Annotated in this window: 25 protein-coding genes and 1 pseudogene; 20 read left to right on the forward strand and 6 right to left on the reverse strand. The window is 57.4% G+C overall.

Annotation, left to right across the window (positions count from 1 at the left end; genetic code table 11):
* Positions 1–254: 254 nt before the first annotated feature.
* The 3 genes from cysJ to cysH all read left to right on the forward strand — a co-directional run bounded on the left by cysJ (position 255) and on the right by cysH (position 4,606).
* Entirely contained in the window at positions 255–2,060 is a 1,806-nt protein-coding gene (gene cysJ, locus SK62_RS04125) for an NADPH-dependent assimilatory sulfite reductase flavoprotein subunit (protein WP_032619140.1), read from the forward strand.
* Positions 2,060–3,772, forward strand: a complete 1,713-nt coding sequence (cysI, locus tag SK62_RS04130) for an assimilatory sulfite reductase (NADPH) hemoprotein subunit (RefSeq protein ID WP_045349486.1) — start codon at positions 2,060–2,062, stop codon at positions 3,770–3,772. Before cysJ ends, cysI begins: the two co-directional genes overlap by 1 nt.
* Positions 3,773–3,871: 99 nt before the next feature.
* Positions 3,872–4,606 carry a phosphoadenosine phosphosulfate reductase gene (gene cysH, locus SK62_RS04135; protein WP_017382820.1) on the forward strand — a complete coding sequence of 245 codons (735 nt, stop codon included), beginning with the start codon at positions 3,872–3,874 and terminating at the stop codon, positions 4,604–4,606.
* A gap of 93 nt (positions 4,607–4,699) precedes the next feature.
* On the opposite strand, the gene SK62_RS04140 is transcribed toward cysH, so the two are convergent.
* The gene (locus SK62_RS04140) at positions 4,700–5,743 is read right to left on the reverse strand and encodes an aminopeptidase (protein WP_015571715.1); all 1,044 of its coding nucleotides are present in this window, start codon (positions 5,741–5,743) and stop codon (positions 4,700–4,702) included.
* Between the two features lie 237 nt (positions 5,744–5,980).
* Here SK62_RS04140 and cysG point away from each other — a divergent pair, with 237 nt between their 5' ends.
* The 11 genes from cysG to SK62_RS04195 all read left to right on the forward strand — a co-directional run bounded on the left by cysG (position 5,981) and on the right by SK62_RS04195 (position 14,689).
* The gene (gene cysG / locus SK62_RS04145) at positions 5,981–7,339 is read left to right on the forward strand and encodes a siroheme synthase CysG (RefSeq protein WP_047719247.1); all 1,359 of its coding nucleotides are present in this window, start codon (positions 5,981–5,983) and stop codon (positions 7,337–7,339) included.
* 9 nt (positions 7,340–7,348) lie between these two features.
* Positions 7,349–8,257: a sulfate adenylyltransferase subunit CysD gene (gene cysD / locus SK62_RS04150; protein WP_006811770.1), complete on the forward strand. Its 909-nt coding sequence runs from the start codon at positions 7,349–7,351 to the stop codon at positions 8,255–8,257.
* 9 nt (positions 8,258–8,266) lie between these two features.
* Positions 8,267–9,691 (forward strand): sulfate adenylyltransferase subunit CysN, encoded by a 1,425-nt coding sequence (gene cysN, locus SK62_RS04155; RefSeq protein WP_015571714.1) that lies wholly within the window; start codon positions 8,267–8,269, stop codon positions 9,689–9,691.
* Positions 9,691–10,296 carry an adenylyl-sulfate kinase gene (gene cysC / locus SK62_RS04160; protein WP_015571713.1) on the forward strand — a complete coding sequence of 202 codons (606 nt, stop codon included), beginning with the start codon at positions 9,691–9,693 and terminating at the stop codon, positions 10,294–10,296. Before cysN ends, cysC begins: the two co-directional genes overlap by 1 nt.
* 58 nt (positions 10,297–10,354) lie before the next feature.
* On the forward strand, positions 10,355–10,681 hold the full coding sequence (locus tag SK62_RS04165; protein ID WP_023304328.1) for a DUF3561 family protein: 327 nt from the start codon (positions 10,355–10,357) through the stop codon (positions 10,679–10,681).
* Positions 10,682–10,760: 79 nt separating this feature from the next.
* Entirely contained in the window at positions 10,761–11,072 is a 312-nt protein-coding gene (gene ftsB, locus SK62_RS04170) for a cell division protein FtsB (protein WP_003862095.1), read from the forward strand.
* Between the two features lie 19 nt (positions 11,073–11,091).
* A complete protein-coding gene (ispD, locus tag SK62_RS04175; RefSeq protein WP_017692759.1) occupies positions 11,092–11,802 on the forward strand; it encodes a 2-C-methyl-D-erythritol 4-phosphate cytidylyltransferase in 711 nt (236 codons plus the stop codon).
* A complete protein-coding gene (gene ispF, locus SK62_RS04180; protein WP_048249299.1) occupies positions 11,802–12,281 on the forward strand; it encodes a 2-C-methyl-D-erythritol 2,4-cyclodiphosphate synthase in 480 nt (159 codons plus the stop codon). Before ispD ends, ispF begins: the two co-directional genes overlap by 1 nt.
* Complete coding sequence (gene truD / locus SK62_RS04185; RefSeq protein WP_017382817.1) at positions 12,278–13,327, forward strand: tRNA pseudouridine(13) synthase TruD; 1,050 nt, start codon at positions 12,278–12,280, stop codon at positions 13,325–13,327. Before ispF ends, truD begins: the two co-directional genes overlap by 4 nt.
* Positions 13,308–14,069, forward strand: a complete 762-nt coding sequence (gene surE, locus SK62_RS04190; RefSeq protein WP_017382816.1) for a 5'/3'-nucleotidase SurE — start codon at positions 13,308–13,310, stop codon at positions 14,067–14,069. The genes truD and surE overlap by 20 nt, the downstream gene beginning before the upstream one ends.
* The gene (locus SK62_RS04195; protein WP_015571709.1) at positions 14,063–14,689 is read left to right on the forward strand and encodes a protein-L-isoaspartate(D-aspartate) O-methyltransferase; all 627 of its coding nucleotides are present in this window, start codon (positions 14,063–14,065) and stop codon (positions 14,687–14,689) included. Before surE ends, SK62_RS04195 begins: the two co-directional genes overlap by 7 nt.
* A gap of 94 nt (positions 14,690–14,783) precedes the next feature.
* On the opposite strand, the gene SK62_RS23110 is transcribed toward SK62_RS04195, so the two are convergent.
* Complete coding sequence (locus SK62_RS23110; protein WP_223230135.1) at positions 14,784–14,924, reverse strand: peptidase; 141 nt, start codon at positions 14,922–14,924, stop codon at positions 14,784–14,786.
* On the opposite strand from SK62_RS23110, the gene nlpD reads away from it, so the two are divergent.
* Entirely contained in the window at positions 14,857–15,930 is a 1,074-nt protein-coding gene (nlpD, locus tag SK62_RS04200) for a murein hydrolase activator NlpD (protein WP_223259309.1), read from the forward strand. The two genes, SK62_RS23110 and nlpD, sit on opposite strands and share 68 nt — an antisense overlap.
* Positions 15,931–15,989: 59 nt before the next feature.
* Positions 15,990–16,982: an RNA polymerase sigma factor RpoS gene (gene rpoS, locus SK62_RS04205; protein WP_013098493.1), complete on the forward strand. Its 993-nt coding sequence runs from the start codon at positions 15,990–15,992 to the stop codon at positions 16,980–16,982.
* Between the two features lie 50 nt (positions 16,983–17,032).
* On the opposite strand, the gene SK62_RS04210 is transcribed toward rpoS, so the two are convergent.
* Both SK62_RS04210 and SK62_RS04215 read right to left on the reverse strand, forming a co-directional pair.
* Positions 17,033–17,410, reverse strand: coding sequence for a DUF4440 domain-containing protein (locus tag SK62_RS04210; protein ID WP_045331246.1), 378 nt, complete (start codon positions 17,408–17,410; stop codon positions 17,033–17,035).
* Complete coding sequence (locus tag SK62_RS04215) at positions 17,407–18,609, reverse strand: MFS transporter (protein ID WP_045333214.1); 1,203 nt, start codon at positions 18,607–18,609, stop codon at positions 17,407–17,409. Before SK62_RS04215 ends, SK62_RS04210 begins: the two co-directional genes overlap by 4 nt.
* Before the next feature lie 109 nt (positions 18,610–18,718).
* Between SK62_RS04215 and SK62_RS04220 the strand changes: the two genes are divergently transcribed.
* Positions 18,719–19,606, forward strand: coding sequence for a LysR family transcriptional regulator (locus SK62_RS04220; protein ID WP_047055856.1), 888 nt, complete (start codon positions 18,719–18,721; stop codon positions 19,604–19,606).
* On the opposite strand, the gene SK62_RS04225 is transcribed toward SK62_RS04220, so the two are convergent.
* Complete coding sequence (locus tag SK62_RS04225) at positions 19,603–20,010, reverse strand: MarR family winged helix-turn-helix transcriptional regulator (RefSeq protein ID WP_047719248.1); 408 nt, start codon at positions 20,008–20,010, stop codon at positions 19,603–19,605. The genes SK62_RS04220 and SK62_RS04225 overlap by 4 nt on opposite strands.
* Positions 20,011–20,183: 173 nt before the next feature.
* Here SK62_RS04225 and SK62_RS04230 point away from each other — a divergent pair.
* The 3 genes and pseudogenes from SK62_RS04230 (at position 20,184) to SK62_RS04240 (ending at position 22,436) form a co-directional block, all read left to right on the forward strand.
* Positions 20,184–20,787, forward strand: a pseudogene (locus SK62_RS04230) (non-oxidative hydroxyarylic acid decarboxylases subunit B).
* Positions 20,777–22,204 carry a non-oxidative hydroxyarylic acid decarboxylases subunit C gene (locus SK62_RS04235; RefSeq protein WP_015571702.1) on the forward strand — a complete coding sequence of 476 codons (1,428 nt, stop codon included), beginning with the start codon at positions 20,777–20,779 and terminating at the stop codon, positions 22,202–22,204. Before SK62_RS04230 ends, SK62_RS04235 begins: the two are co-directional and overlap by 11 nt.
* Positions 22,205–22,214: 10 nt before the next feature.
* On the forward strand, positions 22,215–22,436 hold the full coding sequence (locus SK62_RS04240) for a non-oxidative hydroxyarylic acid decarboxylases subunit D (RefSeq protein WP_003862116.1): 222 nt from the start codon (positions 22,215–22,217) through the stop codon (positions 22,434–22,436).
* A 140-nt stretch (positions 22,437–22,576) separates the two neighbouring features.
* On the opposite strand, the gene mutS is transcribed toward SK62_RS04240, so the two are convergent.
* On the reverse strand, positions 22,577–25,138 hold the full coding sequence (gene mutS / locus SK62_RS04245; RefSeq protein ID WP_048249302.1) for a DNA mismatch repair protein MutS: 2,562 nt from the start codon (positions 25,136–25,138) through the stop codon (positions 22,577–22,579).
* Positions 25,139–25,185: the final 47 nt, after the last annotated feature.

A 25,185-nucleotide genomic window follows, 5' to 3' on the forward strand; every position in this document is an offset into this window, starting at 1 on the left:
TTTTTATCATTAACTAAAACGGCTTTGAACGGTCACCGCCTCGTATTCATGGTGTTTATCGGCCTTTATTGTTTTATTTCAGATAGTTATTTAATCGCTTTTATCGTTAAGAACGATAACTAAAACAGGTTAGTCCATTTGGTTATTTATTATTTCCATCCCTTCTTTAATTGTTATTATCCCCGCCGTTAACCTTATCTTCAGTTTGGATTTATTCGCTTAAAGTCCGCTTTGCTACTGGAACATAACGACGCATGACAACACAGGCCCCACCTTCAAATTTGCTTCCCCTTAACCCGGAGCAACTGGCGCGCCTCCAGGCCGCGACTTCCGATTTTTCACCCACCCAGCTCGCCTGGGTCTCCGGCTATTTCTGGGGAATGCTCAATCAGCAGCCGGGTGCTGTGGCTGGCGTCCCGCCAACGGCCGTTGAAATTCCTGCCATCACGCTTATCTCCGCTTCGCAAACGGGTAATGCCCGTCGTGTGGCCGAAGCGCTGCGTGATGACCTGCTCGCCGCGAAGCTGAACGTTAACCTGGTCAACGCCGGGGATTATAAATTCAAACAGATCGCGTCAGAAAAACTGCTGGTGGTGGTGGCGTCAACGCAGGGGGAAGGTGAGCCTGCGGAAGAAGCCGTCGCGCTGCATAAGTTCCTGTTCTCGAAAAAAGCGCCCAGGCTGGAGGGCACCGCCTTTGCCGTCTTCGGCCTCGGTGATACGTCCTATGAATTTTTCTGCCAGTCCGGTAAAGACTTCGACAGCAAGCTGGCGGAGCTGGGTGCAGAGCGCCTGCTGGATCGCGTAGACGCTGATGTCGAATACCAGGCCGCCGCCGCCGAATGGCGGACGCGCATCGTTGAGGTGCTGAAGGCCCGCGTCCCGAAAGAGACGCCAGCGCAGGCCGCCGTTACCGCAGCGGGCACCGTCAACGAAATCCACACCAGCCCTTACACGAAAGAGGCGCCGCTGACGGCGAGCCTGTCGGTAAACCAGAAAATCACGGGCCGTGATTCGGAAAAAGACGTGCGCCATATCGAAATCGATCTCGGTGACTCCGGCCTGCGTTATCAGCCTGGCGATGCGCTGGGCGTCTGGTATCAGAACGATCCGGCGCTGGTGAAAGAGCTGGTCGAGCTGCTGTGGCTGAAAGGCACGGAGCCGGTCCAGGTGGAAGGTAAAACCTTACCGCTCTCTGAGGCGCTTCAGTGGCATTTCGAGCTGACGGTGAACACCGCCAATATCGTTGAAAACTACGCCACCTTAACGCGCAGCGAGTCCCTTCTGCCGCTGGTGGGGGACAAAGTGAAGTTACAGCATTACGCCGCGACGACGCCGATTGTCGACATGGTGCGTTTCTCCCCGGCACAGCTGGATGCCGACGCGCTGATCGGCCTGCTGCGTCCGCTGACGCCGCGTCTTTACTCCATCGCCTCTTCACAGGCGGAAGTGGAAAACGAAGTCCACATCACCGTTGGCGTGGTGCGTTACGACATCGAAGGCCGCGCGCGCGCGGGCGGGGCGTCGGGCTTCCTGGCCGACCGCGTGGAAGAAGAGGGCGAGGTGCGCGTCTTTATCGAACACAACGACAACTTCCGCCTGCCGGCAAACCCGGAAACGCCGGTGATCATGATTGGCCCGGGCACCGGCATCGCACCGTTCCGCGCCTTTATGCAGCAGCGTGCAGCGGACGAGGCACCGGGTAAAAACTGGCTGTTCTTCGGCAACCCGCATTTTACTGAAGATTTCCTCTACCAGGTTGAATGGCAGCGCTACGTCAAAGAGGGCGTGCTGACCCGCATCGATCTGGCCTGGTCCCGCGATCAGAAAGAAAAAGTATACGTACAAGACAAACTGCGCGAACAGGGCGCAGAGCTGTGGCGCTGGATCAATGACGGCGCCCACATTTATGTCTGCGGCGACGCCAATCGCATGGCGAAAGACGTTGAGCAGGCACTGCTGGAAGTGATTGCCGAATTCGGCGGTATGGATGCCGAAACGGCGGATGAATTTTTAAGTGAGCTGCGCGTAGAGCGCCGTTATCAGCGAGATGTCTACTAATGAGCGAAAAACATCCTGGCCCACTGGTGGTCGAAGGCAAACTGTCTGATGCCGAGCGCATGAAGGTAGAGAGCAACTACCTGCGCGGTACCATTGCCGAAGATTTAAATGACGGCCTGACCGGCGGTTTCAAAGGCGACAACTTCCTGCTGATCCGTTTCCACGGTATGTACCAGCAGGACGACCGCGATATCCGCGCCGAACGTGCCGAACAGAAGCTGGAGCCGCGTCATGCGATGCTGCTGCGCTGCCGCCTGCCGGGTGGCATCATCACCACCAAACAGTGGCAGGCGATCGACAAGTTTGCCGGTGAAAACACGATTTACGGCAGCATCCGTCTGACTAACCGTCAGACCTTCCAGTTCCACGGCATTCTGAAGAAGAACGTCAAGCCGGTGCACCAGATGCTGCACTCCGTGGGGCTGGACGCGCTGGCGACCGCCAACGACATGAACCGTAACGTGCTTTGCACCTCGAACCCGTATGAGTCCGAGCTGCACGCCGAAGCGTACGAGTGGGCGAAGAAGATCTCGGAGCACCTGCTGCCACGCACGCGTGCCTATGCGGAGATCTGGCTCGATCAGGAGAAAGTCGCGACCACGGACGAAGAGCCGATCCTCGGTCAGACCTACCTGCCGCGCAAATTCAAGACCACGGTGGTTATCCCGCCGCAGAACGATATCGACCTGCACGCCAACGACATGAACTTCGTGGCGATTGCCGAAAACGGCAAGCTGGTCGGTTTTAACCTGCTGGTGGGCGGCGGTTTGTCCATCGAGCATGGGAACAAGAAAACCTACGCCCGCACCGCGAGCGAGTTCGGCTTCCTGCCGCTGGAGCACACGCTGGCCGTGGCTGAGGCGGTGGTTACTACCCAGCGCGACTGGGGCAACCGTACCGACCGTAAAAACGCGAAAACCAAATACACCCTGGAGCGTGTAGGCGTCGAGACGTTCAAAGAAGAAGTGGAGCGTCGCGCGGGGATCAAGTTTGAGCCGATCCGCCCTTACGAATTCACCGGTCGCGGCGATCGCATTGGCTGGGTGAAAGGTATCGATAATAAATGGCACCTGACGCTGTTTATTGAAAACGGTCGTATTCTGGATTATCCGGGCCGCCCGCTGAAAACCGGTCTGCTGGAAATCGCGAAGATCCACAAAGGCGAGTTCCGTATTACCGCCAACCAGAACCTGATCGTCGCCAGCGTGCCGGAAAGCGATAAGGCGAGAATTGAAGAGCTGGCGCGCGAGCACGGGTTGATGAATGCGGTGAGCGCGCAGCGTGAAAACTCAATGGCCTGCGTGTCGTTCCCGACCTGTCCGCTGGCGATGGCCGAAGCCGAGCGTTTCCTGCCGTCCTTCACTGATAAGGTGGAAGCGATTCTGGAAAAACACGGAATTCCGGACGAGCATATTGTTATGCGCGTGACAGGCTGCCCGAACGGCTGCGGTCGCGCGATGCTGGCCGAACTCGGTCTGGTAGGGAAAGCGCCGGGTCGTTACAACGTGCACCTTGGCGGCAACCGTATGGGGACGCGCATTCCGCGTATGTACCGTGAAAATATTACGGAACCGGAAATTCTTGATTCCATCGACGAGCTTGTCGGGCGCTGGGCGAAAGAGCGCGAAGCGGGTGAAGGCTTCGGCGACTTTACGGTGCGTGCGGGCATCATTCGCCCGGTGCTCGATCCCGCCAGGGATTTCTGGGAGTAACGCATCCTTTGCCCGGTGGCGCTTCGCTTACCGGGCCTACGGGTTTTGTAGGCCGGGCAAACGCAGTGCCGCCCGGCAAAACAGGCAAACGAGGTTCTTATGTCCGTACTCGATCTAAACGCCCTTAATGACCTGCCAAAAGTCGAACGCATTCTGGCCCTGGCAGAAACCAACGCCCAGCTGGAAAAACTCGACGCCGAAGGGCGCGTGGCGTGGGCGCTGGAAAACCTGCCGGGTGACTATGTGCTGTCGTCAAGCTTTGGCATCCAGGCGGCGGTCAGCCTGCACCTGGTGAATCGGATCCGCCCGGACATACCGGTGATCCTCACCGATACCGGCTATCTGTTCCCGGAGACCTACCAGTTTATTGACGAGCTGACGGACAAGCTCAAGCTGAACCTCAAAGTTTACCGCGCGACGGAAAGCGCGGCCTGGCAGGAGGCGCGCTACGGCAAGCTGTGGGAACAGGGCGTTGAGGGCATTGAGAAATACAATGAGATCAACAAGGTCGAGCCGATGAACCGGGCGCTGAAAGAGTTGAACGCTCAGACCTGGTTCGCGGGCCTGCGCCGCGAGCAGTCCGGGAGCCGGGCAACGCTGCCGGTGCTGGCGGTGCAGCGCGGCGTGTTCAAAGTGCTGCCGATCATCGACTGGGATAACCGCACGGTGTACCAGTATCTGCAAAAGCACGGGCTGAAGTACCATCCGCTGTGGGATCAAGGCTACCTGTCGGTAGGCGACACCCACACCACGCGTAAATGGGAACCGGGAATGGCGGAAGAAGAGACGCGATTCTTTGGGCTGAAGCGCGAGTGCGGGCTGCACGAAGGGTAATGTCGTTTCGCCCGGTGGCGGCTACGCCTTACCGGGCCTACGTTTCGTGCCGTTGTAGGCCCGGTAAGCGCAGCGCCACCGGGCTTAATTGCCTCAGGCTTTCCCCGCTTTCGCCAGCTCCTTCACCAGCGGCAGCATCACCTTCACGACATCCCGGCTGCGGTGCTCAATCCGCTGCGGCAGCGCTTTATCAATGTGCTGCTGATTATCCAGCCGCACATCATGCCAGCTGGTCCCGTCCGGAAAGGCTTTCGATTTGCTGCGCTGCTGATAGCCATCTTTTTTGCCCAGCGCCCAGTTCGTCGCCTCGACGTACAGCACCGGAATGCCCGCCTTATCAAACACTTCACCGTCATTACAGCAGCCTGTGCCTTTAGGATACTGCGGGTTACCGCCCGGATTTGTCGCGGCATAGACGCCATGCGTGCGGGCAAGCGCCAGCGCGCGGTCGCGGGTGAGTTTACGTACGCTGCTCGGCGTGCTCTGTCCGCTATTAAAATAGAGCTTATCCCCCACGATCAGATTATCGAGGTTAATCACCAGCAACGTATTTTTCTTCTCCTCAGCGCTCATGCGCTTAAGGAGATTCTCAGCGCCGAGTTTTCCTTCTTCTTCGCCGCTGGTCGCAACAAAGCGAATGCTGTATTTCGTCGGAATATTCTTCAGGCGTTCGGCCAGCTCAAGCATCACGCCCAGCCCCGCCGCATTGTCATCCAGTCCCTGAAGCGTCAGCCCGCCGAGGTTATTATCGACATCGGCGTCGCTCAACGGCGTGTAGGTATCAAGGTGCGCCATAATAATAATCTGCTCAGCCGCCTTTCCTTCGTGCGCGGCAATGACCGTGCTGCCGGTTACGTTATGCCAGTTTTGCGTTTTATTGCGTGTGGTATAGATGTAGCGGCTGTGGAAAGCGCGAATGTCGCTCTCATAGCCCATATCCGCAAATTGCTGACGGATATAGTCTGCCGAGAGCATCTCGGCTGGGGTTCCGGTCATACGGCCCGGAAAGACCGTCGCAATATGCCGCGCCTGCATACTGGCTATTTCACCGTAAGATTGATTTTTTGCCTGAGCCGGAAGGATAAAGCAAACGCCGAGCGCCAGGGCAACGAATCGGTGGCGCATTGCGGAAAACATAGTGAGTCCTTAAAAACAGAGCAAAATTTTAACCCGCATAGTATGAAACTGTGATCGGGTAGACACAATTTGAATTGCTCCTAAATGCCCGAAATTTCGCGTGTTAAGCACTTTTTGATATTTGCTTTTCCACGGCGTTATTCCATTGAGTAACTACTCATTCCAATTCGTAATTTCATTCGATCTAAGCCGCCCCCTATAGTCCCTTTATTCGTGGTTGTTAGTGAGTTGTTGCCTGTGGACTATCTCCCCCTTTTTGCTGCCTTAAAAGACCGACCGGTACTGGTTGTCGGGACGGGTGAAATTGCCGATCGCAAAATCGCCTTCCTGCAACGCGCCGGGGCGCAGGTGCAGATTGTTGCAGAGGCGGATTTTGCAGAGTCTCAGATCGACAGCGTGGTGCTGGTGATTGCGGCAACCGAAGATCGGGCGCTCAACCGCCGCATCTCCGACGCAGCCCAGGCCCGTCACCGTCTGGTGAACGTGGTAGACGACCAGCCGTTATGCTCATTTATCTTCCCGTCGATTGTCGACCGCTCGCCGCTGCTGGTGGCGATCTCCTCCGGCGGCACCGCCCCGGTGCTGGCGCGCGTGCTGAGAGAAAAAATCGAAGCGCTGCTGCCGACCAGCCTCGGACGCATGGCGGAGAAGGCCAGCTACTGGCGCAACCATTTGAAAACGCGTCTGACCAGCGTGACGGAACGCCGTCGCTTCTGGGAGCGTGTGTTTCGCGGCCGCTTTGCCAGCCTGATGCAGGCCGGTAACGAGACGGCGGCGCAACAAATTCTCGAAGACGAACTGGATAACCCCGGCAGTACGGGCGGAGAGATCATTCTGGTGGGCGCCGGGCCGGGGGATGCCGGGCTGCTCACGCTGCGTGGCCTCCAGGTTCTACAGGATGCGGATGTCGTGTTCTATGACCACCTGGTCACCGACGGTATTCGCGAGCTGATCCGCCGTGACGCGGAGCAAATTTGCGTCGGCAAACGTGCCGGCGAGCACTCCGTGCCCCAGCACGACACCAACCAGATGCTGATTGCCGCTGCGAAAGCGGGCAAGACCGTGGTGCGCCTGAAAGGGGGCGACCCGTTTATCTTCGGTCGTGGTGGCGAGGAGTTGCAGGCGGCAGCCGAAGCGGGCGTCCCGTTCCAGGTGGTTCCCGGTATTACGGCGGCGTCTGCCGTCACGGCCTACGCCGGTATTCCGCTGACCCATCGCGATTACGCCCAGAGCGTGACCTTTGTGACCGGGCACTATAAAGCCGACAGCACGCCGTTTGACTGGTCGCATCTCGCCCAGAGCCGACAAACGCTGGCGATTTATATGGGCACGATGAAAGCGGCTGACATCAGCGAACAGCTTATTCAGCACGGTCGCGATGCGACGACGCCGGTAGCGGTGATCTCCCGCGGGACACGCGTCGATCAGCATGTCGCCATCGGCACCTTACAAGACCTTGCAACCCTGGCGAAAGACGCCCCAATGCCCGCCCTGATCGTGGTGGGCGAAGTGGTGCAGCTGCACAGCACGCTCGCCTGGTTCCAACACACAACCGACACAGAAGGCTTTGGCGCTTCTGTTATAAATTTGGCTTAAGGAACGGTTATGGACCAAAAACGACTTACTCACCTGCGGCAGCTCGAAGCGGAAAGTATCCACATTATCCGCGAAGTGGCCGCCGAGTTTTCTAACCCGGTGATGATGTACTCCATCGGTAAAGATTCCAGCGTCATGCTGCACCTGGCGCGCAAAGCGTTTTATCCGGGTACGCTGCCGTTCCCGCTGTTACACGTGGATACCGGCTGGAAATTCCGCGAGATGTACGAGTTTCGTGACCGTACCGCCAAAGCCTACGGCTGCGAGCTGCTGGTGCACAAAAACCCGGAAGGGGTGGCGATGGGCATCAACCCGTTCGTGCACGGCAGCGCCAAGCATACCGACATCATGAAAACCGAAGGGCTGAAGCAGGCGCTGAATAAATACGGTTTTGATGCGGCCTTCGGCGGCGCGCGACGTGACGAAGAGAAATCCCGCGCCAAAGAGCGTATCTACTCTTTCCGCGACCGCTTCCACCGCTGGGACCCGAAAAACCAGCGTCCGGAGCTGTGGCACAACTACAACGGCCAGATCAACAAGGGCGAAAGCATTCGCGTCTTCCCGCTCTCCAACTGGACCGAGCTGGATATCTGGCAGTACATCTATCTGGAAAATATTGAGATCGTTCCGCTGTATCTGGCGGCCGAGCGCCCGGTGCTGGAGCGCGACGGCATGCTGATGATGATCGACGACGATCGCATTGATTTACAGCCGGGCGAAGTGATCAAAAAACAGATGGTCCGTTTCCGTACTCTCGGCTGCTGGCCGCTGACCGGCGCGGTGGAATCCAGTGCGCAGACGCTGCCCGAGATCATCGAGGAGATGCTGGTGTCGACCACCAGTGAGCGACAGGGCCGCGTGATTGACCGCGACCAGGCAGGCTCCATGGAGCTGAAGAAACGTCAGGGTTATTTCTAAGGAGCCGCCATGAATACGACTATTGCCCAACAAATTGCCGATGAAGGCGGCGTAGAAGCTTATCTGCACGCCCAACAGTACAAAAGCCTGCTGCGTTTCCTGACCTGCGGCAGCGTGGATGACGGGAAAAGTACCCTGATTGGTCGTCTGCTGCACGACACGCGCCAGATCTACGAAGATCAGCTCTCTTCCCTGCACAATGACAGTAAACGCCACGGCACCCAGGGCGAAAAACTCGACCTGGCGCTGCTGGTGGACGGCTTGCAGGCGGAGCGCGAGCAGGGCATTACCATTGATGTCGCCTATCGCTACTTCTCTACCGAAAAGCGCAAATTTATTATCGCCGACACCCCGGGGCACGAGCAGTACACCCGTAACATGGCGACCGGCGCGTCCACCTGTGACCTGGCGATCCTGCTGATCGACGCCCGTAAAGGTGTGCTGGATCAGACTCGTCGTCACAGCTTTATCTCTACGCTGCTGGGGATCAAGCATCTGGTGGTGGCGGTGAACAAAATGGATCTGGTGGACTACAGCGAAGCGCGTTTCGACGAGATCCGCCAGAGCTACCTGACCTTTGCTGAACAGCTGCCGGGCAACCTCGATATTCGCTTTGTGCCGCTGTCGGCGCTGGAAGGGGATAACGTCGCCTCTCAGAGCGCGAACATGCCGTGGTACAGCGGCCCGACGCTGCTGGAAGTGCTGGAAACCGTTGAAATTCAGCGCGTGGTCGATACCCAGCCGATGCGCTTCCCGGTGCAGTACGTGAACCGTCCGAACCTCGATTTCCGCGGCTTCTCCGGTACTCTCGCTTCAGGCTCCGTGAAGGTGGGTCAGCGCGTCAAGGTGCTGCCATCCGGCGTGGAATCGACCATCGCCCGTATCGTCACCTTTGATGGCGATCTGGACGAAGCCGGGGCAGGTGAAGCGGTAACCCTGGTACTGAAAGACGAAATTGATATCAGCCGCGGCGACCTGCTGGTCGACGCTCAGGAAACGCTGGCGGCGGTGCAGGGCGCATCCGTGGATGTAGTGTGGATGGCCGAACAGCCGCTGACCGCAGGCCAGAGCTATGACATTAAAATCGCCGGCAAGAAAACCCGCGCCCGCGTGGACGGCATTCAGTTCCAGGTGGACATCAACAACCTGACCCACCGTGACGTGAGCGAGCTGCCGCTGAACGGCATCGGTCTGGTGGATATGACCTTCGACGAGCCGCTGGTGCTGGATCCGTATCAGCAGAATCCGGTGACGGGCGGGCTGATCTTCATTGACCGCCTGACCAACGTCACCGTCGGTGCCGGCATGGTCCGCGAGCCTGACGCACAGGCGAGCGTGACGTCTGAGTTCAGCGCCTTCGAGCTGGAACTGAACGCGCTGGTGCGTAAGCACTTCCCGCACTGGGGCGCACGCGATCTGCTGGGAGGCAAGTGATGGCCGCCCATGATGAGAACGTCGTCTGGCATCCTCATCCGGTCACCGTCGCCCAGCGCGAACAGCTCCACGGTCACCGTGGGGTTGTGCTGTGGTTTACCGGGCTGTCTGGCTCCGGTAAATCCACGGTGGCAGGCGCACTGGAAGAGGCGCTGCATCAGCAGGGGGTGAGCACCTACTTGCTGGACGGCGACAACGTGCGTCACGGCCTGTGCAGCGATTTAGGGTTCAGCGATGAAGATCGTAAAGAGAACATTCGTCGGGTGGGCGAAGTCGCCAGCCTGATGGCGGACGCCGGGCTGGTGGTGCTGACGGCGTTTATCTCACCGCACCGCGCCGAACGTCAGATGGTGCGCGAGCGCGTGGGGCAGAATCGCTTTATTGAAGTGTTTGTGGATACCCCGCTGGCAATCTGCGAAGCGCGCGATCCGAAAGGGCTGTATAAAAAAGCCCGCGCGGGAGAGCTGCGAAACTTCACCGGCATTGACTCGGTTTACGAAGCGCCTGAATCCCCTGAGATTCATCTGGAAGGTCAACAATTGGTAACAAATTTAGTAAGCCAATTATTAGACCTGCTCAGACGGGACGATATTATCAGATCCTGAGACGGTATCGTTCGGGAGCTGTCTTCCCGAGCGATGAGTCACGGTCACAGGATTAGCTATGCGCAACAGTGAAAACTACATGATTACCACCGGGTCGGAACCGTTAACGACCGACGACGAAACGACCTGGTCCTTCCCTGGGGCGATAGTCGGCTTCGTATCGTGGCTACTGGCGCTGGGTATCCCGTTTTTGATCTACGGTGGTAACACCCTCTTTTTCTTCCTCTATACCTGGCCTTTCTTTCTGGCGCTGATGCCCGTTGCGGTGGTTGTGGGCGTGGCGCTGCACTCCCTTTTCAACGGCAAGCTCCTGTATAGTACTTTCATCACTATCGCCACCGTTGTGGTCATCTTTGGCCTGCTGTTTTTATGGCTGATGGGCTAACTTACGGCATAATTAAAACCCCGCAGTAGAGTCCAGCGGAAAGTTATGGGATGATGATGCCGTTTTTTCAGGGGGCAGGATGGGTAAACTAACGCTGCTGTTGCTGGCTTTGCTGGTCTGGCTGCAATATTCGCTGTGGTTCGGCAAAAACGGACTGCACGACTACAGCCGGGTGAGCGATGACGTCGCGGCACAGCAGGCGACAAACGCCAAACTTAAAGCGCGTAACGATCAACTTTTTGCTGAAATTGATGACCTCAATGGCGGCCAGGAGGCGATTGAGGAGCGCGCACGCAATGAACTCAGTATGACTAAGCCGGGCGAAACGTTTTATCGCCTGGTTCCGGATGCGTCTAAACGCAATCAGGGCTCCGCACAAAACAATCGATAATCAGGCCCAGGATTACGACATGGCAGCAACTTTTTCGGACGTCTGTGCCGTGGTGCCGGCCGCAGGTTTTGGCCGGCGCATGCAGACAGAGTGTCCCAAGCAGTACCTCTCAATTGGTGATAAAACGATCCTCGAGCACGCCGTGGCAGCGCTGCTGGCGCATGCCCGGGTGAAACGCGTGGTTATTGCCATCAGCCCCGGCGATGCGCGTTTTGCGCAACTCCCGCTGGCAAATCATCCTCAGATTACCGTTGTTGACGGCGGCGCCGAGCGGGCCGACTCTGTTCTGGCGGGCATTCAGGCTGCCGGGAACGCGCAGTGGGTGCTGGTGCACGATGCCGCGCGTCCCTGTCTGCATCACGACGATCTGTCACGTCTGCTGGCCCTGAGTGAAACCAGTAACGTGGGCGGCATTTTGGCCGCCCCGGTGCGTGACACCATGAAGCGTGCCGAACCGGGTAAACCGGCGATTGCCCACACCGTCGAGCGCGTCGATCTCTGGCACGCGCTGACGCCACAATTTTTTCCCCGCGAATTACTCCACGACTGCTTAACGCGTGCGCTTAAAGAAGGTGCGACCATTACGGACGAAGCCTCGGCGCTGGAGTATTGCGGTTTCCACCCAACGCTTGTTGAAGGGCGCGCTGATAATATAAAAGTGACGCGCCCGGAAGACTTACAGCTCGCGGAATTTTATCTTACCCGTACGACCCCTCAGGAGAAGGCATAATGCGTATTGGACACGGTTTTGATGTACACGCCTTTGGCGGCGTTGGCCCAATTATCATTGGCGGCGTGCGCATTCCATACGAAAAAGGTTTGCTGGCGCATTCTGATGGCGACGTGGCGCTGCATGCGCTGGCCGACGCGCTGCTGGGTGCCGCCGCGTTGGGCGACATTGGCAAACTGTTCCCGGACACCGATCCTGCTTTTAAAGGCGCAGACAGCCGCGAACTGCTGCGCGAAGCCTGGCGTCGTATTCAGGCCAAAGGCTACACCCTCGGCAACGTTGATGTGACGATTATTGCTCAGGCACCGAAGATGCTGCCGCACATCCCTCAGATGCGCGTGTTTATCGCTGAAGATCTGGGCTGCCATATGGACGACGTCAACGTCAAAGCGACCACCACGGAGAAGCTGGGCTTTACCGGTCGTGGCGAAGGCATTGCCTGTGAAGCCGTGGCGCTGCTGGTGAAGGCGGTCAAATGACGGATTTCGACAACCTGACGTATCTGCACGGTAAACCGCAGGGCAAGGGTCTGCTGAAAGCCAACCCTGAAGATTTCGTGGTAGTGGAAGATCTGGGTTTTGAGCCGGATGGCGAAGGCGAGCACATCCTGGTGCGCATTCTGAAAAACGGCTGCAACACCCGCTTCGTGGCGGACGCGCTGGCAAAATTCCTCAACATTCACGCCCGCGAGGTGAGCTTTGCCGGTCAAAAGGATAAGCATGCCGTGACCGAACAGTGGCTTTGCGCCCGCGTGCCCGGCAATGCTATGCCCGATTTAAGCAAATTTGAGCTTGAGGGCTGTAAGGTACTGGAGTATGCCCGCCACAAACGCAAATTGCGTCCGGGAGCGTTGAAAGGCAACGATTTCACGCTGGTGCTGCGTGAAGTGACCGACCGCGATGACGTTGAAAAACGCCTGAAGGCCATTACCGAACGCGGCGTGCCAAACTATTTTGGCGCACAGCGCTTTGGCATTGGTGGCAGCAACCTGCTGGGCGCGCTGCGCTGGGCGCAAAGCAGCGCGCCGGTGCGCGACAGGAATAAACGCAGTTTTTGGTTGTCGGCAGCCCGCAGTGCGTTGTTTAATCAGATTGTGAGCGAACGGCTGAAAAAACCGGACGCGAATCAAGTTGTTGTCGGCGATGCGCTACAATTAGCGGGACGCGGAAGCTGGTTTGTGGCAACGGCCGATGAGATGGCCGATGCCCAGTCGCGCGTGGACGCTAAAGCGTTGATGATTACCGCCGCCTTGCCGGGCTCAGGCGACTGGGGAACCCAGGGCGAGGCGCTGGCCGCTGAGCAGTCAGCGGTGGCGGATGCGCCAGAATTACAATCATTGCTGGTGCGGGAAAAAGTCGAGGCGGCGCGCCGTGCGATGCTCCTCTACCCGCAACAGCTGAGCTGGAACTGGTGGGATGACGTAACCGTCGAGTTACGCTTCTGGCTGCCGGCAGGTAGCTTTGCCACCAGTGTTGTCAGGGAACTTATCAACACGTCGGGTGATTATGCGAATATTGCTGAGTAACGATGACGGGATCCATGCGCCAGGTATTCAGACGCTGGCGAAACACCTCCGCGAATTTGCGGATGTGCAGGTCGTGGCTCCCGATCGTAACCGCAGTGGCGCGTCTAACTCATTGACGCTGGAGTCTTCACTTCGCACCTTTACCTTTGAGAATGGCGATATTGCCGTCCAGATGGGGACGCCGACCGACTGCGTGTTTCTGGGCGTAAATGCGCTGATGCGCCCGCGGCCGGATGTTGTGGTCTCCGGCATCAATGCCGGGCCGAATCTTGGCGATGATGTGATTTACTCCGGCACCGTGGCCGCGGCGATGGAGGGGCGTCACCTGGGGTTCCCGGCGCTGGCGGTCTCGTTAAACGGCCACACCCACTATGACACTGCCGCCGCGGTAACCTGCTCTATTCTCCGTGCGCTTGGCCGCGAGCCGCTGCGTACCGGACGTATCCTCAATATTAACGTGCCGGATCTCCCGCTGGACGAGATCAAAGGGATCCGCGTGACGCGCTGCGGCAGTCGCCATCCGGCCGATCAGGTTATTCCCCAGCAGGATCCGCGCGGCAATACCCTGTACTGGATCGGCCCGCCGGGAGATAAATGCGATGCCGGGCCAGACACCGACTTCGCTGCGGTGGATGAGGGTTACGTTTCCGTTACGCCGTTGCACGTAGATTTAACCGCTTATAGCGCGCATGATGTGGTGTCGGACTGGTTAGATCGGGTCGGAGTGAACGCGCAATGGTAAGTAAACGTGTACAAACTCTTCTGGAACAATTACGCGCACAGGGGATCGCCAACGAGCAGGTGCTGGATGCGCTTGCCCAGGTTCCCCGTGAGAAGTTTGTAGATGAGGCGTTTGAACACAAAGCGTGGGAAAACGTGGCGCTGCCCATCGGGCAAGGCCAGACGATTTCGCAGCCTTACATGGTGGCGCGTATGACGGAGCTTCTGGAGTTAACGCCAGACTCCCGGGTGCTGGAAATTGGCACCGGTTCAGGGTATCAGACCGCGATCCTGGCCCACCTTGTGCACCATGTCTGTTCCGTGGAACGGATTAAAGGCTTGCAGTGGCAGGCGCGCCGTCGCCTGAAACAGCTTGATTTACATAATGTATCGACACGCCACGGCGATGGATGGCAGGGTTGGCAGGCTCGCGCCCCGTTTGACGCCATAATAGTCACGGCCGCGCCACCTGAAATTCCCGCTGCACTTCTCTCGCAGCTGGACGAGGGCGGCATTCTAGTTTTGCCCGTCGGCGATGAGCAGCAGCTTTTAAAGCGCGTTCGTCGACGCGGCGGCGAGTTTATTATCGATACCGTGGAAGCCGTGCGCTTTGTGCCCCTGGTTAAGGGCGAGCTGGCCTGAGACTCGGATTTTTCCAGGGTTATTGAGGCAAATTCAGCGTATGGTGTGGCGCGATAGGTTCGTGCCATCACGGTTATTTTTAAGTCACTGGTAGTTAACACATTCCTGGGGGATAAATGAGCGCGGGAAGCCCAAAATTCACCATCAGCCGTGTTGCGGCATTATCACTGGTTTCGCTCTGGCTGGCAGGCTGTACAAGTTCTGACAATGCACCTGCGCCCGTCAGTTCCGTCAATGGAACCAGCGGCTCGGGTAACACGTCCAGCGGAATGTTGATTACCCCTCCGCCTAAAATGGGCACGTCCACGGCGCAGCAAACTCCGCAGATCCAGCCGGTCCAGCGTCCAGTTACGCAGCCTTCGCAGATTCAGCCAGTGGATCAGCCTGTTCAGACCGAAAATGGCCGCATAGTGTATAACCGTAAGTATGGGAACATTCCGAAAGGTAGCTATACCGGCGGCAGCACCTATACCGTGAAGCGCGGCGATACGCTGTTCTATATTGCCTGGATCACCGGGAACGATTTCCGCGATCTGGCACAGCGAAACAACGTCCAGGCCCCGTACGCTCTGGAAGTCGGGCAAACGCTTCAGGTTGGCAACGCGACGGGGACACCGCTTACGCCAGGCAACACCGTTTCAGCGGCCGACGTAACTGCGCAAAATAACAGCGTCACCCCTGCACAAAAAACCACCACGGTGGTTGCTTCACAACCTGTAATTACGTATTCTGAGGATTCAGGTGATCAGAGTGCTAACAAAATGTTGCCGAATAATAAAGGTACTGCGACTGTTGTCACAGCACCGACTACGGCACCTGTGGTTAGCTCTACTGTACCGACTGCAAGCAGTCAGAATGCCAGCTCGTCAATCACCACCTGGCGCTGGCCAACTGACGGCAAGATTATCGAGAACTTCGCTACCTCTGAGGGGGGCAACAAAGGGATCGATATCGCAGGCAGTAAAGGACAGGCAATCATCGCGACCGCAGACGGGCGCGTTGTCTATGCCGGTAACGCACTGCGCGGTTACGGTAATCTTATTATCATCAAACATAATGATGATTACCTGAGTGCCTACGCCCATAACGACACTATGCTGGTCCGGGAACAACAAGAAGTTAAGGCGGGGCAAAAAATCGCTACCATGGGTAGCACCGGAACCAGTTCTACACGCTTGCATTTTGAAATTCGTTACAAGGGGAAATCCGTAAACCCGCTGCAATATTTACCGCAGCGATAAATTGACGGAGCATGCCAGCCAGGGTGTCTCGTCCAGGGATCACGGGTAGGAGCCACCTTATGAGTCAGAATACGCTGAAAGTTCATGATTTAAATGAAGACGCGGAATTTGATGAGAACGGAGCAGAGGCTTTTGACGAAAAAGCCTTAGTAGAAGAGGAACCCAGTGATAACGATTTGGCTGAAGAAGAGCTGTTATCGCAGGGTGCCACACAGCGTGTGCTGGACGCGACTCAGCTTTACCTTGGGGAGATTGGTTACTCCCCACTGCTAACGGCCGAAGAAGAAGTCTATTTCGCACGTCGTGCTTTGCGTGGTGATGTTGCCTCGCGTCGTCGCATGATCGAAAGTAACCTGCGACTGGTCGTGAAAATTGCCCGCCGTTACGGCAATCGTGGTCTGGCTCTGCTGGATCTGATTGAAGAGGGCAACTTAGGTCTCATCCGCGCAGTTGAGAAGTTTGACCCGGAACGCGGGTTCCGTTTCTCAACCTACGCGACCTGGTGGATTCGTCAGACCATCGAACGGGCTATTATGAACCAGACCCGTACGATTCGACTGCCGATCCACATCGTCAAAGAGTTGAATGTTTATCTGCGTACCGCGCGCGAGTTGTCCCATAAACTGGACCACGAGCCAAGTGCGGAAGAGATTGCAGAACAACTCGACAAACCGGTTGATGACGTAAGCCGTATGCTGCGTCTCAACGAGCGCATTACCTCGGTTGACACCCCGCTGGGTGGCGACTCCGAAAAAGCGCTGCTGGACATCCTGGCCGATGAAAAAGACAACGGCCCGGAAGACACCACGCAGGACGATGACATGAAACAGAGCATCGTCAAATGGCTGTTCGAACTGAACGCTAAACAGCGTGAAGTGCTGGCACGTCGTTTCGGTTTACTGGGGTATGAAGCTGCGACACTGGAAGACGTCGGCCGTGAGATTGGCCTGACCCGTGAACGTGTTCGTCAGATTCAGGTTGAAGGCCTACGCCGCCTGCGTGAAATCCTGCAAGGGCAAGGTCTGAATATCGAAGCGCTGTTCCGCGAGTAAGCAACCATTCGTCAGAAAAGGCCCGTCGTGAGACGGGCCTTTTTTATGCCTTACGGCTGCGCCGTTTCGTGCAGCAAACGCCAGGTGATGTTATCCCCTTCCTGATTAAGCACCGCGGTTGACCAGCGCACGTTGACGGCCTGGCCTGGCCGGGTTTGCGTCTCCCGGTAATGGAGCACCGCGCCGTTGTCCCATGTCTGAAGCGTTGTTAACGCATCAATGTCGATCCTGAGCCCGGGGCGGGTTCCCCGCTGCGCATATAAAAATTGGGCAAGCGCGTGATGATCTAAAGGGTTGCCACTCGGTGGAACCATCAGAAAATCCGGACGGAAACGGGCGAGCAGGGCGTCCCGATCGCTTTCGCCTGCCCCTAACCAGTTTTCAAGGGCGACGTGAATGTCGAGGATCTCTTGTTCGAAATGGGTCATGGTTGCTCCTGTTGCAGTTGCGCAAGTAACTGCGTGTTGTTAAGACGGTAGACGTACAGTACGGGCAGTAGGGTGATGGCTGCGGCAAAAACAAACATCCCGTGCCAGGCGGCCAGCGGCGCGAGATAATCCTGCATGAAGCTCAGCGCCTGCGCCAGCAGCAGGGCGCCCGCAAAAAAGCTCAACTGACGATTCAGATTCCATAGCGCGCTGGCATCGGGCATATCTTCCGGTCGCATCGTCAAAAACGCGCTGCTCTGAGCCGTACTGCTGCAAAGACTTCCCCCCGCGCCCATCAACGTAAATGCAACGGCAGGTAACAGCATAGCCGGGCCGACGTTAACTAAAAGCAGAATGCCCGTCGCCTGCAAAAGGCAACCGATGATCACCAGCGGCCGGGGGCCGATACGGTTGAAATAGCGTCCTGTCGCGGTGATAGCCAAAAACGAAGCCACAGACCACGGCAGCATAAGCATGCCCGTTGCAGCGGGCGTCATATTGGCCTCGCTCTGGAGGTAAAACATGCCCGTTACGTTCACGCCGATAAAGATGCCGGGTACGCACACATAGATAAGCATGGATAAGCGCAACAGCGGATCCGTCAGCAAAGACAGGTTTACTGCCCTGGTGGTGTTTATCGGCGACGGTTCTGTTTTAAGCCACGCGCAGGCCAAAGCAAAGGTGACAATGGCGACGGGCAGGGTGGCAAAAAATATCCAGCGCCAGCTGAATGTCTGAACCAGCATGCCGCCCACAGCCGGTGAGCAGGCGGGGGCAAGCAGCGCGACCAGCATCACCGCCGAGGAGAGTCTGGCCCGCTCATGAGGCTTAAACTGTTGCCAGGTCAGCGCCTGACCAACCGGGATCAGTAAACCGCCTCCGGCGCCCTGTACGACTCGCCAGGCAATCAGACTTTCCAGCGAAGAGGAGAGACCCGCCGCAACGGAGGCCGCGCTAAAGAGAAGCAGTGAGAGCAGGATAACGCGTTTCGGCCCGACGCGGCGCGTCAGGATACTGCTGAAAGGGATGACTAACGTCAGTCCGGCAATGTATCCGTTACTTACCCAGGTAAGCGCGGAAGGTGTGGTATTGAAAGCGCGAGCCATCGCCGGAAAGGCGACGCTGGCAATAAACATGTTTATCAAATCAAGGAAAAAGCCGAGCAGAAAGACGACGGCGATTTTGCTGCGATACGTCATGGAAGTTCCTCCGGTGAGGTGGCGTATCGTATCGGTCCGCGCGTTACGGATAAACGCGACAAAGCACGATATACTGTCAACATTATTTTGACAGTTAACCAGGCAAGCGATGCTTAATTTACAGCGTACGGCGATGTTTATCGCCGTAGCGGACACCGGCAGTTTCACCGCCGCGGCGGAGGCGATGGGGCTGACAAAAGCGGTGGTCAGCTTTCATATTCGTCAGCTTGAAGAGGAGCTGGGCGTCACCCTGTTGCTGCGAACCACCCGACGCCTGACGCTGACCGAGGCGGGGAAGCTCTTTCATCAACGAAGCGTGATGCTGTTACGGGATGCAGAGCGATTGCAGGATGACGTTCGCGCCAACCACGCCGGGCTGACGGGAGAACTGCGGATCACCACCACGCCCGAATATGGCTCGCAGGTGGTGGTGCCTTTGCTGGCTGAATTTAGCCAGTTGCACCCGGACCTTCGCGTGCGGCATGTCTCGTCCTCTTTGCATGCCGATCTTATCGCCGAGCGCTTCGATGTCGCTATCCGGCTCGGCACGCTTGCAGATTCGCGCTACCACGCCGCGTTGATGACCTCCTTCACCATCCTGCCCGTGGCAACGCCAGGCTGGCTGGCAAACCATCCGGTTAACTCGCTGGAGCAGCTGGCGGAAGCGGACTGGATCATTCACGAGCGTTTAACCTCGCCGCTGCGCTGGCAGATGAGAGGCGTTGATGGGCAGCCGGTTTCCTTTGAGATCAAGAAAGCGCCGCGCCTGTATGCAGACAGCGCCCAGGCGCTGATGGCTTTTGTCCTCGCGGGATGTGGAGTGGCGCTGCTGCCGGAGTGGCTGGTGCGAAACGCACTGGATGCAGGGGAACTGGTCTCGCTGTTACCGGCGTACACGTTCGCTCAGCAGGGCATCTATGCCGTTTATCCTGATGCCCGGCATGTGCCCGCGAAAGTGCGAACATTTATTGATTTTATGCGCGTCAGGGTTACTTAACCCTGCATCATCTTTTTAATGAGCGCTGAAAATTGCTCTCGTTCCGCGCCGTTAAGGCGCCCTAAAAACGTCTCATCCACCTCATTTCCAATCGGTTTACTGCTCTCAAGCAGGGCCTCACCTTCGGCCGTCAGAAAGACAAACCGACGGCGCTTGTCCGCCGGATCGTGCTCGCGCCTGACCAGGCCGCGTGCTTCCATGCGGCTCAGCATTTCTGCCAGCGTCGCTTTGGTGCTCACAGCGACTTCAGTCAGGGCAACCTGCTCAATGCCAGGATTTTCAGCAATTGACCGCATCACCGCATACTGTGGCTTTGTTAGTTCGGGCAATGCGTGCTGCCACTGGGCGGTATGCTGTTGAAAAAGCTGACGTAGCAGGTGAAAAGCTTCTTGTCTTAACTCCATGGACACTCCGACGGAAAAATACTCCCTCTATGATAGCCGCTCTCGGGCTGAATTTTAACGCGAGAGTTTTTTAGCGATTAGTGTGATCGTATACGAACGATATTGTCAGCAGCAGGATCAAGGCGTAGTTTAATTAATATGTTCGTATACGAACAAACCAATTGAGGTGCTGAATGAGATTGATTGTGGGAATGACGGGCGCAACGGGTGCGCCATTAGGCGTGGCGTTGTTGCAGGCGCTGCGGGAAATGCCGGAGGTGGAAACGCATCTGGTGATGTCGAAGTGGGCAAAAACCACGATTGAGCTGGAAACGCCCTTCACTGCGCATGACGTTGCTGCCCTGGCGGATGTCGTCCATAGCCCGGCCGATCAGGCTGCCACCATCTCCTCCGGCTCGTTTCGCACCGACGGCATGATCGTCATCCCGTGCAGCATGAAAACGCTTGCGGGTATCCGCGCGGGCTACGCCGAAGGGCTGGTAGGGGCGTGCGGCAGACGTGGTGCTGAAAGAGGGACGCAAGCTGGTGCTGGTTCCCCGTGAGACGCCGCTCAGCACCATCCATCTCGAGAACATGCTTGCCCTTTCCCGCATGGGCGTGGCGATGGTGCCGCCTATGCCTGCGTACTACAACCACCCGCAAACCGCCGATGACATTACCCATCATATCGTGACCCGCGTTCTCGACCAGTTCGGTCTGGAGCATAAAAAAGCCCGACGCTGGGAAGGTTTGCAGGCAGCGAAACATTTTTCACAGGAGAATAAAGATGGCATTTGATGATTTGAGAAGCTTCTTGCAGGCGCTCGATGAGCAAGGGCAGCTGCTGAAAATTGAGGAAGAGGTAAACGCTGAGCCGGATTTAGCGGCGGCCGCCAACGCTACCGGGCGCATTGGCGATGGCGCGCCTGCGCTGTGGTTCGATAATATTCGCGGTTTCACCGATGCCCGTGTGGTGATGAACACTATCGGCTCGTGGCAAAACCACGCTATTTCGATGGGGCTGCCGGCGAATACCCCGGTGAAAAAACAGATCGACGAGTTTATTCGTCGCTGGGACAAATTTCCCGTCGCGCCAGAGCGTCGTGCAAACCCGGCCTGGGCGCAGAACACGGTGGACGGGGAAGACATTAATCTGTTCGACATTCTGCCGCTGTTCCGCCTGAACGACGGTGACGGGGGCTTTTATCTCGATAAAGCATGCGTTGTCTCCCGCGATCCGCTCGACCCCGATCACTTCGGCAAGCAGAACGTCGGGATCTATCGTATGGAAGTGAAGGGCAAGCGTAAGCTCGGCCTGCAACCGGTGCCGATGCACGATATTGCGTTGCATCTGCATAAGGCAGAAGAGCGCGGCGAAGACCTGCCAATTGCCATTACGCTGGGTAACGATCCGATCATCACCCTGATGGGCGCCACGCCGCTGAAATACGATCAGTCCGAGTATGAGATGGCCGGTGCGCTACGTGAAAGCCCGTATCCGATTGCGACGGCTCCGCTGACCGGTTTCGATGTGCCGTGGGGGTCGGAAGTGATCCTGGAAGGGGTGATTGAAGGCCGGAAACGTGAAATTGAAGGTCCCTTCGGTGAGTTTACCGGTCACTACTCCGGCGGGCGCAACATGACGGTTGTGCGTATCGACAAAGTTTCTTACCGCACTAAACCGATTTTCGAATCTCTCTACCTGGGCATGCCGTGGACCGAAATTGATTATCTGATGGGGCCCGCCACCTGCGTACCGCTCTATCAGCAGCTGAAGGCGGAATTCCCGGAAGTGCAGGCGGTGAACGCCATGTACACCCACGGTCTGCTGGCGATTATCTCCACTAAAAAGCGTTACGGCGGTTTTGCCCGTGCGGTCGGGCTCCGCGCCATGACCACGCCACACGGTCTGGGTTACGTGAAGATGGTGATTATGGTGGATGAAGATGTCGATCCGTTTAACCTGCCACAGGTGATGTGGGCGCTGTCATCGAAGGTCAATCCGGCAGGCGATCTGGTACAGCTACCGAATATGTCTGTGCTCGAGCTTGACCCCGGCTCCAGCCCGGCGGGGATCACTGACAAGCTGATCATTGATGCCACCACCCCTGTTGCCCCGGACAATCGTGGTCACTACAGCCAGCCGGTACAGGATCTCCCTGAAACCAAAGCCTGGGCCGAAAAACTGACCGCGATGCTGGCGGCACGTCAATAAGGAGGAAAAAATGATTTGTCCACGTTGTGCCGATGAACATATTGAAGTGATGGCAACATCACCGGTGAAAGGTGTCTGGACGGTATACCAGTGTCAGCACTGTCTGTATACCTGGCGCGATACCGAACCGCTGCGCCGTACCAGCCGCGAGCATTACCCGGAAGCGTTCCGCATGACGCAGAAGGATATTGATGAGGCGCCGCAGGTGCCGACGATCCCGCCGCTGCTGTAAAAAAAGCCCGGTGGCGGCTGCGCTTACCGGGCGATAATATTGTGCGGTCCTTTGCCCGGTGGCGCTACGCTTACCGGGCCTACGGGTTTTGTAGGCCGGGTAAGGCGAAGCCGCCACCCGGCAAAAAAGACCGCAGAGAACTAAACCAGACTCTTCAACCGATAAATCCACTCCAGCGCCTGTCGCGGCGTCAGGGTATCCGGGTCGAGATTTTCCAGCGCTTCCACGGCCGGAGAGGTCTCTTCCGGGACCGCCAGCAGTGACATCTGCGTACCATCTATCTGCGTCGCCGCCGCATTCGGTGACAAACTTTCCAGTTCACGCAGTTTCTGACGCGCGCGCTTGATCACCTCTTTTGGCACGCCCGCCAGCGCCGCGACGGCCAGGCCATAACTCTTGCTTGCCGCGCCGTCCTGCACCGTGTGCATAAAGGCGATGGTGTCGCCGTGCTCAAGCGCATCAAGGTGGACGTTAGCCACGCCTTCCATTTTCTCTGGCAGCTGTGTCAGTTCGAAATAGTGCGTTGCGAACAGCGTCAGCGCCTTGATTTTATTTGCCAGACTTTCCGCGCACGCCCAGGCCAGGGACAGGCCGTCATAGGTGGAGGTACCGCGTCCTACTTCGTCCATCAACACCAGACTGTTCTCTGTCGCGTTATGCAGAATGTTGGCGGTTTCGGTCATCTCGACCATAAAGGTAGAGCGACCGCTCGCCAGATCGTCCGCAGCACCCACACGGGTGAAGATACGGTCGATAGGGCCAATCTCAACCTTCTGCGCCGGAACGTAGCTGCCGATGTAGGCGAGCAGCGCGATAAGGGCTGTCTGGCGCATATAGGTACTTTTACCGCCCATGTTGGGACCGGTAATGATCAGCATTCTTCGCTGCGGTGACAGGTTCAACGGGTTGGCAATAAACGGCTCGTTCAGCACCTGCTCAACCACCGGGTGGCGGCCTTCGGTAATGCGAATGCCGGGTTTGTCAGTAAAGGTCGGACAGGTGTAGTTCAGCGTATCGGCGCGCTCGGCCAGGTTTACCAGGACATCCAGCTCGGCCAGCGCAGCGGCGCTCAGTTGCAGGTCAGCCAGGTGCGGCATCAGGATGTCAAACAGCTCGTCATACAGCTGTTTCTCCAGCGCCAGCGCTTTACCTTTCGACGTGAGCACTTTGTCTTCGTACTCTTTCAGCTCGGGAATAATGTAGCGCTCGGCATTTTTCAGCGTCTGGCGGCGAACGTAGTGAATCGGCGCCAGGTGACTCTGCCCACGGCTGATCTGGATATAGTAACCGTGTACCGCGTTGTAGCCGACTTTCAGGGTGTCGAGCCCCAGACGTTCACGCTCGCGGATTTCCAGCTTATCCAGATAATCCGTCGCGCCATCGGCCAGCGCACGCCATTCGTCCAGCTCTTCGTTATAACCTGGAGCAATAACCCCGCCATCCCGCACCAGAACAGGCGGCGCATCAATGATGGCGCGTTCCAGCAGTTCGCGAAGCTCGGTAAATTCGCCCATGGTTTCGCGCAGCTTCTGCACTGGCGCGCTGTCGATCTCTCCCAGCTGAGCACGCAGTTCCGGCAACTGCTGGAACGCGTGACGCATACGGGCAAGATCGCGTGGACGCGCGGTGCGCAGTGCCAGGCGCGCCAGGATACGCTCAAGATCACCCACCTGACGCAGCACCGGCTGCAAGTCGGTGTAACGATCCTGCAATGCGGCAATGGTTTGCTGGCGGCCGATCAGCGTGTCGGTATTGCGGATCGGCATATGCAGCCAGCGTTTGAGCATACGGCTGCCCATGGGGGTAACCGTGCTGTCGAGAACCGACGCCAGCGTATTTTCCATGCCGCCAGCGAGGTTCTGAGTGATCTCCAGGTTGCGGCGCGTGGCGGCATCCATGATGATGCTGTCCTGCTGACGCTCCATGGTAATGGAACGGATATGGGGCAGGGCGGTACGCTGCGTATCCTTAACGTACTGCAACAGGCAGCCTGCGGCACACAGCCCGCGCGGGGCGTTTTCTACGCCAAAGCCAATCAAATCTCGCGTGCCAAATTGCAGGTTCAGCTGCTGGCGCGCGGTATCAATTTCGAACTCCCACAGTGGACGACGACGCAGGCCGCGGCGACCTTCAATCAGCGCCGTCTCGGCGAAATCCTCTGCATAAAGCAGTTCTGCCGGATTGGTGCGCTGTAGTTCAGCCGCCATGGTTTCACGGTCAGCCGGTTCACTCAGGCGAAAACGACCGGAGCTGATATCCAGCGTGGCGTAGCCAAACCCTTTACCGTCCTGCCAGATCGCCGCCAGCAGGTTATCCTGGCGCTCCTGAAGCAGGGCCTCATCACTGATGGTTCCCGGCGTCACGATGCGTACGACTTTGCGCTCAACGGGGTCTTTCGACGTGGCCGGGTCGCCAATTTGTTCGCAGATAGCGACAGACTCACCCTGGTTCACCAGCTTCGCCAGATAGTTTTCAACCGCGTGATGCGGGATACCTGCCATCGGGATGGGCTCGCCTGCTGACGCGCCACGTTTCGTCAGGGAAATGTCGAGCAGCTGAGACGCACGTTTCGCATCGTCATAAAAAAGCTCGTAAAAATCGCCCATACGGTAAAACAGCAAAATTTCCGGATGCTGTGCCTTCAGCTTCAGGTACTGCTGCATCATTGGCGTATGCGCGTCGAAATTGTCGATTGTGCTCATGGAGTTATGATATCCATTTCTTTGAAAATATTACGCTTTGAGCGGCT

The organism is Enterobacter sp. BIDMC109, from assembly GCF_001037885.1.
GTDB classification, from domain to species: domain Bacteria; phylum Pseudomonadota; class Gammaproteobacteria; order Enterobacterales; family Enterobacteriaceae; genus Enterobacter; species Enterobacter hormaechei_C.

Bases quoted from the DNA above. Each gene is read 5' to 3' on its own strand.
- cysJ (WP_032619140.1), top strand. From the start codon at position 255: ATGACAACACAGGCCCCACCTTCAAATTTGCTTCCCCTTAACCCGGAG.
- cysI (WP_045349486.1), top strand. From the start codon at position 2,060: ATGAGCGAAAAACATCCTGGCCCACTGGTGGTCGAAGGCAAACTGTCT.
- cysH (WP_017382820.1), top strand. From the start codon at position 3,872: ATGTCCGTACTCGATCTAAACGCCCTTAATGACCTGCCAAAAGTCGAA.
- SK62_RS04140 (WP_015571715.1), bottom strand. From the start codon at position 5,743: ATGTTTTCCGCAATGCGCCACCGATTCGTTGCCCTGGCGCTCGGCGTT.
- cysD (WP_006811770.1), top strand. From the start codon at position 7,349: ATGGACCAAAAACGACTTACTCACCTGCGGCAGCTCGAAGCGGAAAGT.
- cysN (WP_015571714.1), top strand. From the start codon at position 8,267: ATGAATACGACTATTGCCCAACAAATTGCCGATGAAGGCGGCGTAGAA.
- cysC (WP_015571713.1), top strand. From the start codon at position 9,691: ATGGCCGCCCATGATGAGAACGTCGTCTGGCATCCTCATCCGGTCACC.
- SK62_RS04165 (WP_023304328.1), top strand. From the start codon at position 10,355: ATGCGCAACAGTGAAAACTACATGATTACCACCGGGTCGGAACCGTTA.
- ftsB (WP_003862095.1), top strand. From the start codon at position 10,761: ATGGGTAAACTAACGCTGCTGTTGCTGGCTTTGCTGGTCTGGCTGCAA.
- ispD (WP_017692759.1), top strand. From the start codon at position 11,092: ATGGCAGCAACTTTTTCGGACGTCTGTGCCGTGGTGCCGGCCGCAGGT.
- ispF (WP_048249299.1), top strand. From the start codon at position 11,802: ATGCGTATTGGACACGGTTTTGATGTACACGCCTTTGGCGGCGTTGGC.
- truD (WP_017382817.1), top strand. From the start codon at position 12,278: ATGACGGATTTCGACAACCTGACGTATCTGCACGGTAAACCGCAGGGC.
- surE (WP_017382816.1), top strand. From the start codon at position 13,308: ATGCGAATATTGCTGAGTAACGATGACGGGATCCATGCGCCAGGTATT.
- SK62_RS04195 (WP_015571709.1), top strand. From the start codon at position 14,063: ATGGTAAGTAAACGTGTACAAACTCTTCTGGAACAATTACGCGCACAG.
- rpoS (WP_013098493.1), top strand. From the start codon at position 15,990: ATGAGTCAGAATACGCTGAAAGTTCATGATTTAAATGAAGACGCGGAA.
- SK62_RS04210 (WP_045331246.1), bottom strand. From the start codon at position 17,410: ATGACCCATTTCGAACAAGAGATCCTCGACATTCACGTCGCCCTTGAA.
- SK62_RS04215 (WP_045333214.1), bottom strand. From the start codon at position 18,609: ATGACGTATCGCAGCAAAATCGCCGTCGTCTTTCTGCTCGGCTTTTTC.
- SK62_RS04220 (WP_047055856.1), top strand. From the start codon at position 18,719: ATGCTTAATTTACAGCGTACGGCGATGTTTATCGCCGTAGCGGACACC.
- SK62_RS04225 (WP_047719248.1), bottom strand. From the start codon at position 20,010: ATGGAGTTAAGACAAGAAGCTTTTCACCTGCTACGTCAGCTTTTTCAA.
- SK62_RS04235 (WP_015571702.1), top strand. From the start codon at position 20,777: ATGGCATTTGATGATTTGAGAAGCTTCTTGCAGGCGCTCGATGAGCAA.
- SK62_RS04240 (WP_003862116.1), top strand. From the start codon at position 22,215: ATGATTTGTCCACGTTGTGCCGATGAACATATTGAAGTGATGGCAACA.
- mutS (WP_048249302.1), bottom strand. From the start codon at position 25,138: ATGAGCACAATCGACAATTTCGACGCGCATACGCCAATGATGCAGCAG.